We start from the raw sequence: 15,270 nt of genomic DNA on the forward strand, positions 1-15,270 counted from the left end.
TCGTTGCCACACGCCCGTGTGGCCTGCGCAAAGGTATGACGCAGAGCGTCACGAAATGCATGCCAACGCGGAGAATTGGCACGATACTCGTTCCCAAGCTCCGGCCTGGGAACGCCGTTCTGGACGCTCTGCGTCCGCAATAGTCGGCTGCTTAAGTCACTCCCCGATAATAATTACAAAAAGAGGTGCCCCAGATGGCCGCCAACATAGAAGAAAGCCGCTCCGCCCGATTTGCCTTGCGCTGCGCCGCGTGGGCTGAACGCTGGTTTCCTGATTCATGGGTATTTGCCGCATTGGCGGTGGTCATCGTCACGCTGGCGACGCTGGCCATCGGCGCACGCCCGGCCGAGGCTGCCAAGGCGTTCGGTGACGGGTTCTGGAGCCTGATCCCATTCACCATGCAGATGGCCTTCGTGGTCATCGGCGGTTACGTGGTCGCCAGCTCACCGCCTGCGGTACGCCTGATCGACCGCCTGGCCCGGGTGCCACGCAACGGTCGTTCGGCCGTGGCCTGGGTGGCGCTGATTTCCATGCTCGCTTCGCTGCTCAACTGGGGCCTTTCACTGGTGTTCGGCGGCCTGCTGGTACGTGCCCTCGCCCGCCGCACTGACCTGCGCATGGATTACCGCGCAGCCGGCGCCGCCGCCTATCTGGGCCTGGGTGCGGTCTGGGCATTGGGGTTATCGTCTTCGGCCGCGCAATTGCAGGCCAACCCGGCCAGTCTGCCGCCGTCGATCCTGGCGATTACCGGCGTGATCCCGTTCACACAAACCATCTTTCTCTGGCAATCCGGGGTCATGCTCGCCGCGCTGGTGGTCATCTCACTGATCGTTGCCTACGCCACCGCGCCCGGCCCGAACAGCGCCCGCGACGCCAAGGCCTGCGGTGTCGACCCGGCCTTCAACCTGCCGCCACTGCCGCCTCGTACACGGCCTGGGGAATGGCTGGAATACAGCCCGCTGCTGATCATCCTGATGGTGGTGCTGGGCGTTGGCTGGCTGTTCAACGAGTTTTCGAGCAAACCGGCGATCACGGCGATTTCCGGACTCAACACCTACAACTTCCTGTTCATCATGCTCGGTGCTCTGCTGCACTGGCGGCCGCGCAGTTTTCTCGACGCCGTCGCGCGGGCGGTGCCCACCACCACCGGTGTGCTGATTCAATTCCCTCTGTACGGTTCGATCGCAGCGCTGCTGACCACGGTCAAGGGCGGCGATGCGCAAACCCTGGCGCATTACATCTCGACGTTCTTCACCAGCATTGCCTCGCACGACACTTACGCAATTCTGATGGGGGTCTATTCGGCCATATTGGGCTTTTTCATTCCGTCAGGCGGCGGCAAGTGGATCATCGAAGCGCCCTACGTGATGCAAGTCGCCAACGACCTGCAGTATCACCTCGGCTGGGCAGTACAGATCTATAACGCAGCCGAAGCCCTGCCCAACCTGATAAACCCGTTCTACATGCTGCCACTGCTGGGCGTACTGGGTTTGAAGGCGCGTGACCTGATAGGCTTCTCGTTCGTACAGCTGCTGGTCCACACGCCGCTGGTGCTGTTTCTGCTCTGGGCACTGGGCACCACGCTGGCTTATGTGCCACCGGTAATGCCCTGAATGGTTAAGCGTCGAACGCGTAGTCACGTTCGACCCGGCAGATTCGCGTGGTGAACGCCTGATACCAGCGCGAACGTCCCTGCTCGCGGACCTGGGCATGATCGGCCTGCTGTTTCCAGGCCAGAATCGCGGCTTCATCGCGCCAGTAGGACACGGTGATGCCCAGGCCGTCATCACCGCGCGCCGACTCCACGCCCAGAAAGCCGGGCTGTTGTCGGGCCAGGCTGACCATGCGCTGCGCCGCCTCGGCGTACCCCTGATCATCGTCAGGCGTACGCAACGAGGTGAACACCACGGCGAAGTAAGGCGTGGCAAACCGCGTGGCCATCATGCCGGGTTGCTCAGGCAGGCGCGGACGAACGCGGCCACCACAGGAGGCGTCTGACCCTGCAACGCAGCTCGCTCGGGCTGGAACAGTGTGGCGACATAAAACGGGTGCCCCTGCAACTCCATGCAGCGCACTTCGCCCTCGAGACCGCGCCCACTGACTTTCAGGTGCTCGCCGAACAGCGCCGACTCCAGCTCTCGACGCAGGCCGTAGCGGCAGTGATAGCGCTCTTCGATGTCGAGCCTGCCATAGGCTTGGGCAATCAGCGTGTCGGGTTGCAACTGGATCGCTGCCACCGATTCAACCAGCGAGCAACTGAGTGGCTCGATGATCACGTTTGCCGCGTCCGGCGCCGTTTCGCCATGTTCGGCGTCTGCCCAGCCCAACTGGTGGCGGGCGTACTCGAGCAACGCGTGCTGAAAGCCTCCGCACGTCCCCAGAAACGGCACCCGATGCTCGCGAGCGAAGCGAATGGCCGTCAACGCGCCCTGCATGTCCCGATACGGGCTGGCCGGAACGCACCACAGCCCATCGAATTCGGCGAGTTGCGCACCGCTGCCGATCTGCGGCGTTGGCAACCATTCGAAACCGACCGGCACCTGCGCGACCTCCGCGGCTCTCTGCAAGGCCAATGGAATGGCCTGATGCGCAGGGACATCCGCACTGAAGTCGCCTACCAGACCGATCCGTATCCCGTCGCCTGTGTTGTCTGCTTTGCCCATGCCCTGCTCCCTGTTTGATGTCGTACAGCCCGGGCGGACTATAAACAGGCAGCAAAACCAGCAGAATGGGCGTTACAGCAATGCCTCGCGTGCAAGCGTGCACGGTTGCTCATTCAGTCACAGGCGTCAGCACCGGTTGCCCGGCGAAAAACGCCAGCAGGTTATCGTTGACCATCTGCACACTGTCTCTCGAAGCCTCGGGGGACAGGCCTGCCACGTGCGGTGTCAGCACAACATTATCCAGCGTCTTGAGCACGTCCGGCACTGTCGGCTCATCGTCGAACACGTCCAGCGCAGCCCCGGCAATCTGCTCATTCTGCAGTGCACTGACCAACGCCTGGGTATCCACCACGCTGGCGCGGGCAATGTTGACCAGAAACCCGTCAGTGCCCAGCGCCTCAAGCACTCGGGCGTCGATCAGGTGCTGCGTGCCACTGCCACCGGGCGTGGCGATGACCAGAAAATCCGATGCGGCCGCCAGCGCCTGCGCTGTCGCATGCCAGGTGTAATCGCAGTCAGTGCGCGGCTTGCGATTGTGGTAACCGATGGCGATATCGAAGGCGGCTGCCCGCTTGGCAATCGCCAGCCCTACCGCCCCCAGTCCGACGATACCCACGCGCTTGCCAGCCAGCGACGGGCGCACCACCTTGCGCCATTCGCTGCGGCGCACCGAAGCATCGGCCTGCGGAATGTCGCGTACCAAAGACAGCAGCAACGCCAGCGTATGATCGGCCACCGTGGCGGCGTTGACGCCTGCACCATTGGTCACGACGATGCCCCGCGCCTGTGCGGCAGGCAGATCGACCTTCTCGTAACCGGCGCCGCTTACGCAAATGATGCGCAGCTGCGGCAGTGCATCCATTTCCTCGGCGAAAAATCCCAGCGGCCCGCGTGTCACCACTGCGCTGATGCTCGACCCGTGCGTGGCAATCGCCTCGGCGCGCAGTTCGGCCGTCGGGGCGCGAACCAACTGAAAGCCGCTGCTTTCAAGAATCGGCAAATACGTGTCCAGGTTTTCGACCAGCACCAATACCGTTGTCATGCGCGCTCCCGCTCGATCAGCAAAACGTTGACCTTAACGCGACTCGACGCGCTTGTGCAGAGCCGCTGACGCCGGAACTGAAAAAAGCCTTCCCGAACACGCCGAGCATTCATAAAGTGGACGCATTTGCCGGACAGACTAATGCGCAAGCAGACTTGGCAATCAGCAGAGTGCGTTATGGTTGCGTGCAGTGACGCGACCAGTGGCTCTACGGTCTGGCGCGCAGGCTGCTCATAAAAACAGGCTTTCTCAAAAAACAAGGAAACACCCGCCCATGCAAGGATTTCCCACCACCCTGTTGAAAAAGACCCTTTTGGCTGCGGCTGTCATGTCGGGCCTGATGCTGTCGTCAGGCATGGCAGCGGCGGCGGACGCCCCAGGCAAGGTGCTGAGCGAGAAATACGGCCTGCCCTGGCCAGCGGTGATCGCCCATCGCGGTGCTTCGTTCGACGCACCGGAAGAAACCATCCCGGCCTACACCCTGGCGCGCGATCTGGGCGCGGACTACCTGGAAATGGACATCCAGCGAACAAAGGACGGCGTGCTGATAGCGCTGCACGATGACGTGCTGGAACGCACCACCAACATCGCTGACGTGTTCCCGACCCGGGTAAAAGACCCGGTCAGCACGTTCACTCTGGCGGAGCTCAAGCAACTGGATGCCGGCTCGTGGTTCAACAAGGCTTACCCGGACAGGGCTCGCGACAGTTACAACGGGTTGCAGATCCTGACGCTGGATGAGGTCATCGACATCGCCGAGGGCGGCGCCAACAAGCCGGGGCTGTACATCGAGACCAAGGTGCCGAACAAGTTTCCCGGTGTCGAAGCCGACCTGAAGAAACTGCTGGCCAAACGCGGCTGGCTCGAACAGCGCCCTGCGGCAGCGCCCGGCCATGTCAATGTCGCGCACATGCCAGGACGCGTGGTCCTGCAGACGTTCGAGAAGCAAAGCCTGGAACTGCTGCAGAAAGAAATGCCGAAAGTGCCCAAGGTCATGCTGCTGTGGATTGGCGAAGGCTCGATAGAGCCCAAATCCAGCGTCGCGTTCAAGGACTCCGGGGCCAAGGACAAGGCCAGCTATTACGCGACCCAGGAAGTCAAATCACCGCAGGAGTTCGAGCAGTGGATTGACTGGGCCAAGGCCCACGGAGCCATCGGCACCGGCCCTTCGTCGCAACTGGCCAAGGGTGGCGACCAGAGCTATATGGACCTGGTCAAACCTTGGATGAACAACCTGACCCACGAGAAAGGCATGGTGATCCACCCGTACACGGTGGACGACGCAGAGGACTTCAAGCGGATCAGCCATGATGGCGCGGACGGCTTCTTCACCAACCGCACCGCCGAACTGTTGAAGTTCTACGGGCGGCCAGCGAAAGAAAGCATTGAAACGATTCTGAAGCGTAACGGCTACTGATCCAGCGGCTGGCCGCATCCGGCGATGCGGCCAGTCAATCAGAAGTCGATAGTGCCCGACAGCTTGAGGGTACGAGGCTCGCCCTGAGTCAGATAACCGCCATAGGCGGACTCCCAGTAATCCTTGTTCATCAGGTTTTCGACATTGGCGCGCAGGGTCACGTCCTTTTGTGCAACGTTGAAGGTATAGCGTGCGCCCAGGTCGAAGCGGTTCCAGGTCGGGATGCTCAGGTTGTTGGCAGCATCGACATATTGCCCACCGGTGCGCAGCATGCGCGCATTGATGGCCGCGCCTTCGATCCCCGGAATATCCCAATCGGCACCCGCGTTGAACTGGAAGGTCGGCACACCCACGGCCCGATTGCCGTCGTTGCTGCCACCGTCCGTACCGCTCACCTCGGTGTCCATCAGGGTCAGACCTGCCAGCAGACGCAAGCCGCTGACAGGCTGGCCAAAGACGTTCATCTCCACGCCGCGGTTGCGCTGCTGACCGTCACGGACATAACGCGACCCGGTGCCTTCCAGAACCTGGTAGCCGTCAGCCGGTTGCTCGATGCGGTACACGCCCAGGCTCGCGCCGAATGTACCCATGTCCAGCTTGACGCCCGCTTCCACCTGTTTCGAACGCGACGGCGCAAAAACTTCGCCTGGGTTGATGGTGACAGTATTCGGAGCCGTCGGACCTTGCGCCAGACCTTCGATGCGGTTGGCGTAGAACGACACATATTGCCAGGGCTTGAATACCACCCCGTAGACCGGCGTGGTGATCGCTTCGTCGTACAGCGCATTGCGCGGGCCGCTGCCGTATTCATACCCCTGGACACGCAATTGCTGGCGGCGCAGGCCTGCGGTCAGCAGCAGTCGATCATCGAAGAAACCCAATGTGTCGGAGAGCGCGACGCTGCGCATGCGGCTCTTGCCGACAATGCCGGGATCATTCAGATCGCCTGCGGTGAAACTGTCGAGTGCCGGGCGCTCCTGGGAGACAGGGTCGTAAAGGTTGTTGCTGGAGGTGCCGCCGAACAGATACGCACTGCGCTGCTCGGTCCAGATGCCGGAGAGCCCGAAGTTGACCTTGTGGCTGACCGCACCGGTCTGCAGCTTGCCGTTGATGCCGGCCATGGCGGTCTTGTTGTCCTCGTCGTGCGGGATGAAAGACGGTGCGGCCGTGGTGTTGCCTGCGGCATCGTGGACAGTTGGCGAGCCATATACGCCGACCTCGCGGGTGTGCTTCGCGCCCGCTGCGGCGTACAGCGTCCAGTCCTCGTTGAGATCGTACTCGGCACGGCTCATGCCGAAGGTGTCTTCGGTTTCGGTCCAGGTCCAGTTCGGCGCGTAATTGGTATCCGAGTCCGGAGCATGCGGCACGCTGGTCAGAGCGCTGTCGACAAACACCGTGTTGCGGCTCTGGTTGATGCGCTGCTTCTGGTAGGCAAAATCACCGGAAAGACGGAAGTTGTCACCTCGGTAATCAAGCCCCAGCGCGAACAGCTTGCTGCGATGCTCTTCGTCCTCGACACCGGTCTCGCCTTCGCGCTGCGACAGGTTGAGACGCGCGCCGAAGCGATTGCCTTCGCCGAAGCGCTGCCCCAGATCGAGATGCTCGCCGATCCGGCCGTCGTTGCTGATGTCGGTGGTGAAACGACGCGTCGGCGTATCCTGCGCGCGCTTGGGCTGCAGGTTCACGCCGCCGCCAATCCCGGAACCAGTGGGTGTCACGCCGTTGATAAAGGCATTGGGGCCCTTGAACACTTCAACGCGTTCCAGCGCATCGGCCGATATGATCTGGCGCGGCAGTACGCCGTAAAGACCGTTATAGGAAATATCATCGGTGGTCAGCTTGAAGCCGCGAATGACGAAGATACTCGAGGCGTTGGCATAGCCACTCGACTGACGCACCGATGCATCATTGAGCAGCACGTCGCCTACGGTTTCGGCCTGCTGGTCCTCGATCAACTGTTCGGTGTAGCTGCTCATGGTGAACGGCACGTCCATGATGTCGGCATTGCCCAGAACACCCAGTTGCCCGCCGCGCGCCACCTGCCCGCCGGCATAAACCGGCGCAAGCGCGTGAGGGTCGGACTTGTCGGCACTGATATCGGTCTCGCCCAGCACCACAGGGCCGTCCTGCCGAGTGGCAGCCTCTGCAGCGGCCCAGGCCGGAGATCCAATGGAACAGCAAAACGCGAGCAACGTAAGGCGCATCGGCAACGATGGTGAGTTCATCAATAGGTCCTGAAGACAGGTTGAATGAGATCGGAAGCAACCGTCCTGGACATCGCCGATCGGGTGGATGCGAAATGATATCAGATGTTACTGGTAATGCTTATCATTTGTTTAAACGTGAAAAGTGATAATCGAGCAGCGCCACACAAGCGTTACTGCGCCGGAGTGTCAGGCCCCCGGCACGCATGAGCTTCCGTGGCGTTGCGCAATGCTTTGAAACAGGTTGGCGACAGCCACAGGAGGGCGACTGTCGTGTAAGCTCACAGGCTATTGGTTTTCCCATCGAGAGGCCTATGCAGTCCACTTTCCGACGCTCGACCCTGGCAGCACTTCGTGGTTTTGCCTTGCAGAGCGATGCAATCTCCATTGTTCCTTCTGCCGCCGACTATCGACGCTGCCTGCTGGAAAGGATCGCTTCGGCCACCCGACGCATCTATATCATCGCGCTGTACCTGCAACAGGATGAAGCCGGCCAGGAGATTCTCGACGCGCTGTACGCCGCCAAAACCGCGAGGCCGGAGCTGGATGTGGTGGTGCTGGTCGACTGGTTCCGTGCACAACGCGGCCTGATCGGCGCCGGACGCCAGCCCGGCAACTCGACCTGGTATCAGGCGCAGAACCTCGAATACGATGAAGAAGTGCCGATCTACGGCGTGCCGGTGCAGACCCGCGAACTGTTCGGGGTGCTACACCTCAAGGGCAGTGTGATCGACGACTGCGTGATCTACAGCGGCGCGAGCATCAACAACGTCTACCTGCACAAGCTCGACAAATACCGTCTGGACCGTTATCACCTGATCGAAAACGCGGCACTGGCCGACGCTTTCCAGAATCTGGTGCAGCGGGAAATACTCTCTTCGCCGGCCGTGCACCGCCTCGATCTGCAATCGCCACCCAGCTCACGCAGTTTGCGCAGCGAGATCCGAGCGTTTCGTGGCGACCTGAAACGCGCTGCCTACGACACCTCGGCAGGCGAAAAGGAAAACGGCGACATGCGAGTGATTCCGCTGCTCGGCGTCGGCCCGCGCAACAATCTCAACCGCGCCATCTGCGATCTGATCGCGTCGAGCAAGATCCAGCTGACCATCTGCACGCCATACTTCAACCTGCCGGTGGCCGTCACCCGCGAGATCAACCGGGCGCTCAAGCGCGGCGTGCAGGTCGACATCATCATTGGCGACAAGACTGCCAATGACTTCTTTATCGATCCGGATGAGCCGTTCAAGGTGATCTCGGCCCTGCCCTATCTGTATGAAATCAGCCTGCGGCGCTTTGCCCACAAGCATCAGAAGGCAATCGCCCAGCACCGCCTCAATGTGCACCTGTGGAAACACGGCGATAACACCTTCCACCTCAAAGGCATCTGGGTCGACCAGCGTTATACCTTGCTGACCGGCAACAACCTGAACCCTCGCGCCTTCAACCTGGACCTGGAAAACGCCTTGCTGATCGACGATCCAAAGGGCCGATGGAGCGAACCACGGGAAGCGGAAATAGCCCATTTGATGCGCAACACGCAGCGCGTCAACCAGTATGACGAACTCGACACCCTCGCCAACTACCCCGAAGGCGTACGCAAGTTTCTCAAGCGTGTCAGCCGCGTGCGGGTCGAGCGACTGTTGTACCGGATTCTCTGAGCCTTCAACGTGCGGCCGGCATGCCAGCCATGGTCAGGCGTGCCGGCGCCACGTATCCCCGGGCAAACGCCGAACAGTGGCCTTGCCTCAAGGCCGTTTGGCACCCAGTTGTTTCCACATTTTCTGCGTGATCTTGCGGCGGTTACTGTAACCGGCCCACGGGTCGTCCTTGAGCCGCTTCAAACGCTGCTCAAGGTTGGTGATGTCCCACTGTGCCGAAGACTTCAGACCCGCCAGCTCATCCAGCGCGATCGGCACCGAGACCGGCAACCCTGGACGGGCGCGGACTGAATAGGCAGTCACGGTACTGCCGCCGCGGCTGTTGCGCAGGTAATCGATGAAGATTTTTCCGACGCGGTTTTTCGGCCCCATGGTGGCGGTGAAGCGTTCCGGCAACTGACGGCTGGCAAACTCGGCGATGGCCTTGGCGAACGCCTTCACAGTGTCCCAGTCGGCCTGGCGCGCCAGCGGCACGATGATGTGCATACCCTTGCCGCCGCTGGTCTTGAGGAAAGCCTCCAGACCCAGCTCTTCCAGCACGGCGAGCACCATTTGCGTGGCTTCGATCATGCTGCGCCAGGGCAGGGCCGGATCGGGATCAAGGTCCAGCACGAAATGGTCCGGCGTTTCGATCCTGTCACGCGTCGCCCCCCAGGTATGCAGCTCGATGGCGCCCATTTGCGCAGCACCGATCAGTGCCGGCAACGAATCTATTTCCATCAGCGCGGCATGCCCGGGGTCCAGCGCACGATCCAGTTGTCTGATATGCGGGATCGCCAGATGCTCGGCATGCTTCTGGAAAAACTGCTCACCGTCGATACCCTCCGGACAACGCAGCAGTGCCACGGGACGCTTGTTCAGGTACGGCAGAATCCAGTCGGCGATGGACTCGTAAAACTGTGCAAGTTCGATCTTGCTGGTGCCGGTCTTGCTATCGATGATGCGGTCCGGATGACTGACCCCGGTGCCCGCCACATCAACTTTTCCCTGCGCGGCCTTTTTGCGCGCCTGTGGCGCTGCCGTTTTGGTTGGGGTCTGGCTGGCTACTTTGGCAGGCTGAGCATCTTCACGCACCACGTCCTTGGCCGGCTTGTCGTTACGCAGCCCGACAAAGGCAGCCTGGCGGACAATGCCTTCGCGGGTCCACTGGGCGAACTCGGTTTCGCAGACCAGTTTCGGCTCCACCCACTGCACGCCACGCGCCTGGGACGCGGAGAGTTTTTTGGCCAGCGGTGAATCCTTGCGCTGCAACTTCTTCAGTTGTTTATGCAGTTGCTCAAGGCTCACTTCAGTGAACCCGGTGCCGACCCGCCCGGCGTAGACCAGTCCGTCCTCACCGGCATTGACCGCCAGCAACAAGGCACCGAACGCCGATCGGCTACCCTGCGGTGCCGTGTAGCCAACGACCACGAATTCCTGCCGCAAGCGACATTTGAGCTTGATCCAGTCGGCATTGCGTTTGCTGACGTACGCACTGCCGGCACGCTTGCCGATCACCCCTTCCAGGCCCATTGCCGCAGCACTCGCGACAATGTCCTGATGACCCGCCTGAAAGGCATCCGAATAACGCAACAAGCGACTTTTCTGTGCGTCGAGAACGTGTTTCAAGGCGTCACGACGCTGCTCAAGCGGCACTTCGCGCAGGTCCTCCGCGCTCAAAAACGGCATGTCGAACAGGTAATACAGAATGTCCTTGCTGTTCCCCGCGTCAAACGCATTCTGCAGGCCCTGGAAATCAGGCAGCCCTTGCTCGTCGAGAACCACCACTTCGCCGTCGAACCAACTGTCGCGCAGCTTCATGCCCTTGAGCGCCTTGACCAGCTCCGGCAGCCGCTCGGTCCAGTCATGCCCGTTGCGCGTGAACAGACGCACGTCATCGCCCTCAATACGGGTCAGCATGCGGTAACCGTCGAATTTGATTTCGTACAGCCAGTCACCGGCTGGCGGCGCCTCCACCAGCGTCGCCAGTTGCGGCGAAAGCGTGTCCGGGAAAGCCGATTTCGCTTTCCTGCGCGTCGGTTTTGCCGCTGGCTTTGGCGCTTTTGATTTTGATGTGGAGGCCTTGGCTTTTCCGTTTGCAGCACTGGCCGCGGACTTTTTCGGAGTACTGCGCTCTTCGCCCACATGAGCACCACTGATCACGCTTTGCGGCTGCTCCTGGGTAATGTCGTACTCGGCAGCAGGTCGCGCGATGTCATCCTTTTCCTTGATCAGCAGCCACTGTTCCTTGCTGCCGCTGCCCTTGAGCCGGGTACGCACCAGCGCCCAGTCACCGCTGAGCTTCTCGCCGACCAGGGTGAACTTGAGTTTGCCCTCCGCGTAGGTCTTTTGCGGATCGCCGTGCGGTTGCCAGACACCCCGGTCCCAGACGATCACATCACCGCCACCGTATTGACCCTGCGGGATACTGCCCTCGAAGCCGGCATAGTCCAGCGGATGGTCTTCGACATGCACTGCCAGGCGTTTTTGCGTGGGGTCCAGGCTCGGGCCTTTGGGCACGGCCCAGCTCTTGAGCGTGCCATCGAGTTCCAGTCGAAAGTCATAGTGCAGGTTCCGTGCGTCATGCTTCTGGATCACGAAACCGAGCGCACCGGGCTGCAATTTGCCTTTGCCCTTGCGCTTGCTTTCGGCAGGCTCGGAGGTGATGGCGAAATTGCGCTTGCGGGTGTATTCACTGGCGGGCTTGGCCATCACCGGTCACTCCGTAGGGCTCAAGAGGCTTTGCTGGTTTTCTTGCGCGCGGCGGGCCGCTTGGGTCTGGCACCGTCCTTGTCGGCCGGTTTTTCCTTCGTCGCAGGCTTGCTCGCCTTGCCTTTACTGGCACCACCCTTGCCCGCCAGACTGCGCCGCAGCAAGTCGGTGAGGTCGATGACATCGGCACTCTTGCGTTCTTCTTCGGCCGGATCGGACTCGACATCTTCGATCTCGCCTTCGTCTGCCTTGGTCTTGACCAAGTGCATGATCTTGTCCTGAAAGGTGTCGCGATACAGCTCAGGCTGCCAGTCGGCGCTCATGTCCTTGACCAGACGCTTGGCCATGTCACGTTCGCTCTTGTTCAACTTGGCGTCGGTCACCGCATCGCTCAGTTCCAGTGCGTCCAGCTCACGCACGTCGGCAGGCCAGCGCAGGATCACCATGACCAGCGCCGATTCCAGCGGCATGACCGCCGCCAGGTGTTCGCGGGTATGCAGCACCACATTGGCCAAGGCGACCTTTTTGGTATCGACCAGGGTTTCGCGCAACAACGCATAGACTTTCTCGCCGCGCTTGTCGGGGGTCAGAAAATAAGGCGTGTCGATGTTCTGCAAGGGGATCTGCTGACTGTCGACGAAAGCGAATATGTCGATGGTCTGCGTCGATTTGGGGTGCGCGGAACGAATTTCCTCCTCGCTGAGCACCACATAGCGATCCTTCTCGTACGCCACGCCCTTGACGATGTTTTCGCTGGTGACTTCCTTGCCGGTGACCTTGTTGATCCGCTTGTAGCCGACCGGGTCCATGCTGCGTTTATCGAGCCAGTCGAAGTCGACACTGGTCGACGTTGTCGCCGAGACCAGCGCGACGGGTATATGCACCAGCCCGAAGCTGATTGCACCCTTCCAGATTGCCCTTGCCATGGTCTGACTCCTGTTGATCCTGGAAAAGTGACAGGGCCGGCCGGAGAAAAGTTTCGACAGGCTGACGAGCGCCGGCAAACCTGCTGAGCCGGGCGAGTTTTTTATCATGAAGAACCAACTATCAACGTTTTGGCTTCTGATAGCCGGGATGGGGATCCGGGTCTCATTACCGTCGAAGCCTCGTATGGCAAGGGTTTGCGCAGGACTCTACGAAGTTGCTTACTCCGCATATGCACTTAGGATCTAAAAATATGGTTTAACGTTCTTTTGCGGAATAAAAAAGACGTTCTATAAATGGCCCCACCCCCGAACGCTGTTGGTGAGGTGTCTGCCAACCGACAGCGGGTCCCGTCAGCTTTCACCTGGCTGATTACTTCCAAGGATTTGTCATGAACGTTTTCTGGTTTCTTCCGACTCACGGCGATGGCCATTATCTGGGCACGACAAAGGGCGCACGTCCCGTCACCCTCAACTATTTGAAACAGGTGGCTCAGGCCGCCGATGACCTGGGCTATTACGGCGTATTGATCCCTACCGGTCGCTCCTGCGAGGACTCGTGGGTCATCGCCTCGGCGCTGGTGCCGTTGACCGAGCGTTTGAAGTACCTGGTGGCGATCCGCCCGGGCATCATCTCGCCGACCGTCTCGGCACGCATGGCAGCCACGCTGGATCGTCTTTCCGGCGGCCGGTTGCTGATCAACGTGGTGACCGGCGGCGACCCGGACGAAAACCGTGGCGATGGCAGCTTCCTCGACCACAGTGAGCGTTATGAAGTCACTGACGAATTTCTGAAAATCTGGCGTCGCGTCCTGCAAGGTGAAGCGGTCGACTTCGAAGGCAAGCACTTGCGCGTACAGAATGCCAAGGCGCTTTACCCGCCGATTCAAAAACCCTACCCGCCGCTGTACTTCGGTGGTTCCTCCGACGCGGCGCATGACCTTGCGGCCGATCAGGTGGACGTGTACCTGACCTGGGGCGAGCCTCCGGCAGCCGTGGCGCAGAAACTCGCCGATGTACGTGAACGGGCAGCGCGCAAGGGACGTACCGTGAAGTTCGGCATTCGCCTGCACGTCATCGTGCGCGAGACCAGCGAAGAAGCCTGGAAAGCGGCCAGCACGCTGATCGAACACATCAGCGATGACACCATTGCTGCAGCGCAGAAGTCCTTTTCACGCTTTGATTCCGAAGGTCAGCGGCGCATGGCAGCACTGCATGACGGGCGCCGCGACAACCTGGAGATTGCGCCCAACCTGTGGGCCGGTGTCGGCCTGGTGCGTGGTGGTGCAGGCACGGCGCTGGTCGGCAATCCCGAAGAAGTCGCGGCACGCATCAAGGAATACGCCGACCTGGGCATCGAGAGCTTCATTTTCTCGGGTTACCCGCATCTTGAAGAAGCCTACCGCTTCGCCGAACTGGTCTTCCCGCTGCTGCCCGAGCCTTACGCCAGCCTCGCCGGGCGTGGCATCACCAACCTGACGGGCCCGTTCGGCGAAATGATCGCCAACGATCTGCCCCCGCAGGCCAAGTGATGTCCGGACAACTGCTGACCCTACCCCACTCGCCTGCGCTGGCCACCTCGATCAGGGCCACCGCGCAGGTGTTCGAAGACCCTAAATCCCGGGCCCTGCTCGCTCACGTGCGGCAGGTTGCGCCCAGCGATGCCAGCGTGCTGATCATCGGCGAGACCGGCACCGGCAAGGAACTGGTTGCTCGCCACGTCCACGAACTGAGCGCCCGCCGCGACAAGCCGTTCGTGGCGGTCAACTGCGGCGCGTTCTCCGAAAACCTGATCGAGGCCGAACTGTTCGGCCACGAAAAAGGGGCGTTCACCGGAGCGATCAGCGCCAAGGCTGGCTGGTTCGAAGAGGCCAACGGCGGCACGCTGTTTCTCGATGAGATCGGCGACCTGCCCATGTCGCTGCAGGTCAAATTGCTGCGCGTGCTTCAGGAACGTGAAGTGGTGCGTCTGGGCTCGCGCAAGAGTGTGCCGATTGACGTGCGCGTCCTGGCGGCGACCAACGTGCAGCTGGAAAAGGCCATCAACGCCGGGCATTTTCGCGAAGACCTTTATTACCGGCTCGATGTGGTCAATCTGGAATTGAGCCCGCTGCGCGACCGGCCGGGCGACATCCTGCCCCTGGCCCGGCACTTCATAGAGGTCTACGGCCAGCGGCTGCGGCATGGTCCGGTACGGATCAGCCCCGAAGCCGAGCACAAGCTCAAGACTTACAGCTGGCCGGGGAACATTCGCGAGCTGGAAAACGTCATCCATCACACCCTGCTGGTCTGCCGTGAAGGCGTTATTCAGCGTGATGACCTGCGCCTGTCGAACCTTAGAATCGAGCGTCAGGATGACCAGACCCCGTCTGACGAATCAGCCGAGCAACTGCTCAACCGGGCGTTTCAAAAGCTGTTTGAAGAACAGGCCGGAGCCTTGCACGAGAAGGTCGAAGATACGCTGCTCAGAACGGCCTATCGCTTCTGCCATCACAACCAGGTGCACACAGCCAGCCTGCTGGGCCTGACCCGCAACGTCACGCGTACGCGTTTGATCAAGATTGGCGAGCTGGCGGTCAACAAACGCAGACCGGGTGAAAATGTCCAGGGCGACCGGATGCTGCACCTGTCGGTGTGAAGGTCAAGACCGATGACGCAGAGCGTCATGAAAG

General features: G+C 61.0%; 11 protein-coding genes. 5 read left to right on the top strand and 6 right to left on the bottom strand.

Going from position 1 to position 15,270, the window contains the following annotated elements:
* Positions 1–194: 194 nt before the first annotated feature.
* The gene (locus LCH65_RS26000; RefSeq protein WP_003436434.1) at positions 195–1,613 is read left to right on the top strand and encodes a TIGR00366 family protein; all 1,419 of its coding nucleotides are present in this window, start codon (positions 195–197) and stop codon (positions 1,611–1,613) included.
* 4 nt (positions 1,614–1,617) lie between these two features.
* Here LCH65_RS26000 and LCH65_RS26005 read toward each other — a convergent pair whose 3' ends face one another.
* From LCH65_RS26005 to LCH65_RS26015, 3 genes are all read right to left on the bottom strand, one after another.
* Positions 1,618–1,944, bottom strand: coding sequence for an antibiotic biosynthesis monooxygenase (locus LCH65_RS26005; protein WP_103736361.1), 327 nt, complete (start codon positions 1,942–1,944; stop codon positions 1,618–1,620).
* A complete protein-coding gene (locus LCH65_RS26010; protein WP_226439936.1) occupies positions 1,941–2,663 on the bottom strand; it encodes a CTP synthase in 723 nt (240 codons plus the stop codon). The genes LCH65_RS26005 and LCH65_RS26010 overlap by 4 nt, the downstream gene beginning before the upstream one ends.
* A 109-nt stretch (positions 2,664–2,772) precedes the next feature.
* Positions 2,773–3,705 (bottom strand): 2-hydroxyacid dehydrogenase, encoded by a 933-nt coding sequence (locus LCH65_RS26015; protein ID WP_226439937.1) that lies wholly within the window; start codon positions 3,703–3,705, stop codon positions 2,773–2,775.
* Positions 3,706–3,979: 274 nt separating this feature from the next.
* Here LCH65_RS26015 and LCH65_RS26020 point away from each other — a divergent pair, with 274 nt between their 5' ends.
* Positions 3,980–5,122: a glycerophosphodiester phosphodiesterase gene (locus LCH65_RS26020; protein ID WP_003436427.1), complete on the top strand. Its 1,143-nt coding sequence runs from the start codon at positions 3,980–3,982 to the stop codon at positions 5,120–5,122.
* A gap of 38 nt (positions 5,123–5,160) precedes the next feature.
* Here the strand turns inward: LCH65_RS26020 and LCH65_RS26025 are convergent, their stop codons facing one another.
* On the bottom strand, positions 5,161–7,347 hold the full coding sequence (locus LCH65_RS26025; RefSeq protein ID WP_058397928.1) for a TonB-dependent receptor: 2,187 nt from the start codon (positions 7,345–7,347) through the stop codon (positions 5,161–5,163).
* Between the two features lie 293 nt (positions 7,348–7,640).
* Here LCH65_RS26025 and pssA point away from each other — a divergent pair, with 293 nt between their 5' ends.
* The gene (gene pssA, locus LCH65_RS26030; protein WP_003436422.1) at positions 7,641–8,984 is read left to right on the top strand and encodes a CDP-diacylglycerol--serine O-phosphatidyltransferase; all 1,344 of its coding nucleotides are present in this window, start codon (positions 7,641–7,643) and stop codon (positions 8,982–8,984) included.
* Between the two features lie 87 nt (positions 8,985–9,071).
* Here pssA and ligD read toward each other — a convergent pair whose 3' ends face one another.
* Complete coding sequence (ligD, locus tag LCH65_RS26035) at positions 9,072–11,675, bottom strand: DNA ligase D (RefSeq protein WP_226439938.1); 2,604 nt, start codon at positions 11,673–11,675, stop codon at positions 9,072–9,074.
* 20 nt (positions 11,676–11,695) lie between these two features.
* A complete protein-coding gene (locus LCH65_RS26040; RefSeq protein WP_003370557.1) occupies positions 11,696–12,601 on the bottom strand; it encodes a Ku protein in 906 nt (301 codons plus the stop codon).
* Between the two features lie 389 nt (positions 12,602–12,990).
* Between LCH65_RS26040 and ssuD the strand changes: the two genes are divergently transcribed.
* Together ssuD and LCH65_RS26050 are read left to right on the top strand one after the other, a co-directional pair.
* Positions 12,991–14,130: an FMNH2-dependent alkanesulfonate monooxygenase gene (gene ssuD, locus LCH65_RS26045; RefSeq protein ID WP_003436407.1), complete on the top strand. Its 1,140-nt coding sequence runs from the start codon at positions 12,991–12,993 to the stop codon at positions 14,128–14,130.
* Positions 14,130–15,236, top strand: a complete 1,107-nt coding sequence (locus LCH65_RS26050; protein WP_058397930.1) for a sigma-54 dependent transcriptional regulator — start codon at positions 14,130–14,132, stop codon at positions 15,234–15,236. Before ssuD ends, LCH65_RS26050 begins: the two co-directional genes overlap by 1 nt.
* The last annotated feature ends 34 nt before the right edge of the window (positions 15,237–15,270 follow it).

This window comes from Pseudomonas sp. MWU16-30316 (genome assembly GCF_020515645.1).
Taxonomy (GTDB): Bacteria; Pseudomonadota; Gammaproteobacteria; order Pseudomonadales; family Pseudomonadaceae; genus Aquipseudomonas; species Aquipseudomonas cerasi.

Excerpts from the sequence above, each read along its gene's own strand:
- ligD (WP_226439938.1), bottom strand. The coding sequence starts at position 11,675 with ATGGCCAAGCCCGCCAGTGAATACACCCGCAAGCGCAATTTCGCCATC.
- LCH65_RS26000 (WP_003436434.1), top strand. The coding sequence starts at position 195 with ATGGCCGCCAACATAGAAGAAAGCCGCTCCGCCCGATTTGCCTTGCGC.
- LCH65_RS26010 (WP_226439936.1), bottom strand. The coding sequence starts at position 2,663 with ATGGGCAAAGCAGACAACACAGGCGACGGGATACGGATCGGTCTGGTA.
- LCH65_RS26050 (WP_058397930.1), top strand. The coding sequence starts at position 14,130 with ATGTCCGGACAACTGCTGACCCTACCCCACTCGCCTGCGCTGGCCACC.
- LCH65_RS26015 (WP_226439937.1), bottom strand. The coding sequence starts at position 3,705 with ATGACAACGGTATTGGTGCTGGTCGAAAACCTGGACACGTATTTGCCG.
- LCH65_RS26005 (WP_103736361.1), bottom strand. The coding sequence starts at position 1,944 with ATGATGGCCACGCGGTTTGCCACGCCTTACTTCGCCGTGGTGTTCACC.
- LCH65_RS26040 (WP_003370557.1), bottom strand. The coding sequence starts at position 12,601 with ATGGCAAGGGCAATCTGGAAGGGTGCAATCAGCTTCGGGCTGGTGCAT.
- pssA (WP_003436422.1), top strand. The coding sequence starts at position 7,641 with ATGCAGTCCACTTTCCGACGCTCGACCCTGGCAGCACTTCGTGGTTTT.
- ssuD (WP_003436407.1), top strand. The coding sequence starts at position 12,991 with ATGAACGTTTTCTGGTTTCTTCCGACTCACGGCGATGGCCATTATCTG.
- LCH65_RS26025 (WP_058397928.1), bottom strand. The coding sequence starts at position 7,347 with ATGAACTCACCATCGTTGCCGATGCGCCTTACGTTGCTCGCGTTTTGC.
- LCH65_RS26020 (WP_003436427.1), top strand. The coding sequence starts at position 3,980 with ATGCAAGGATTTCCCACCACCCTGTTGAAAAAGACCCTTTTGGCTGCG.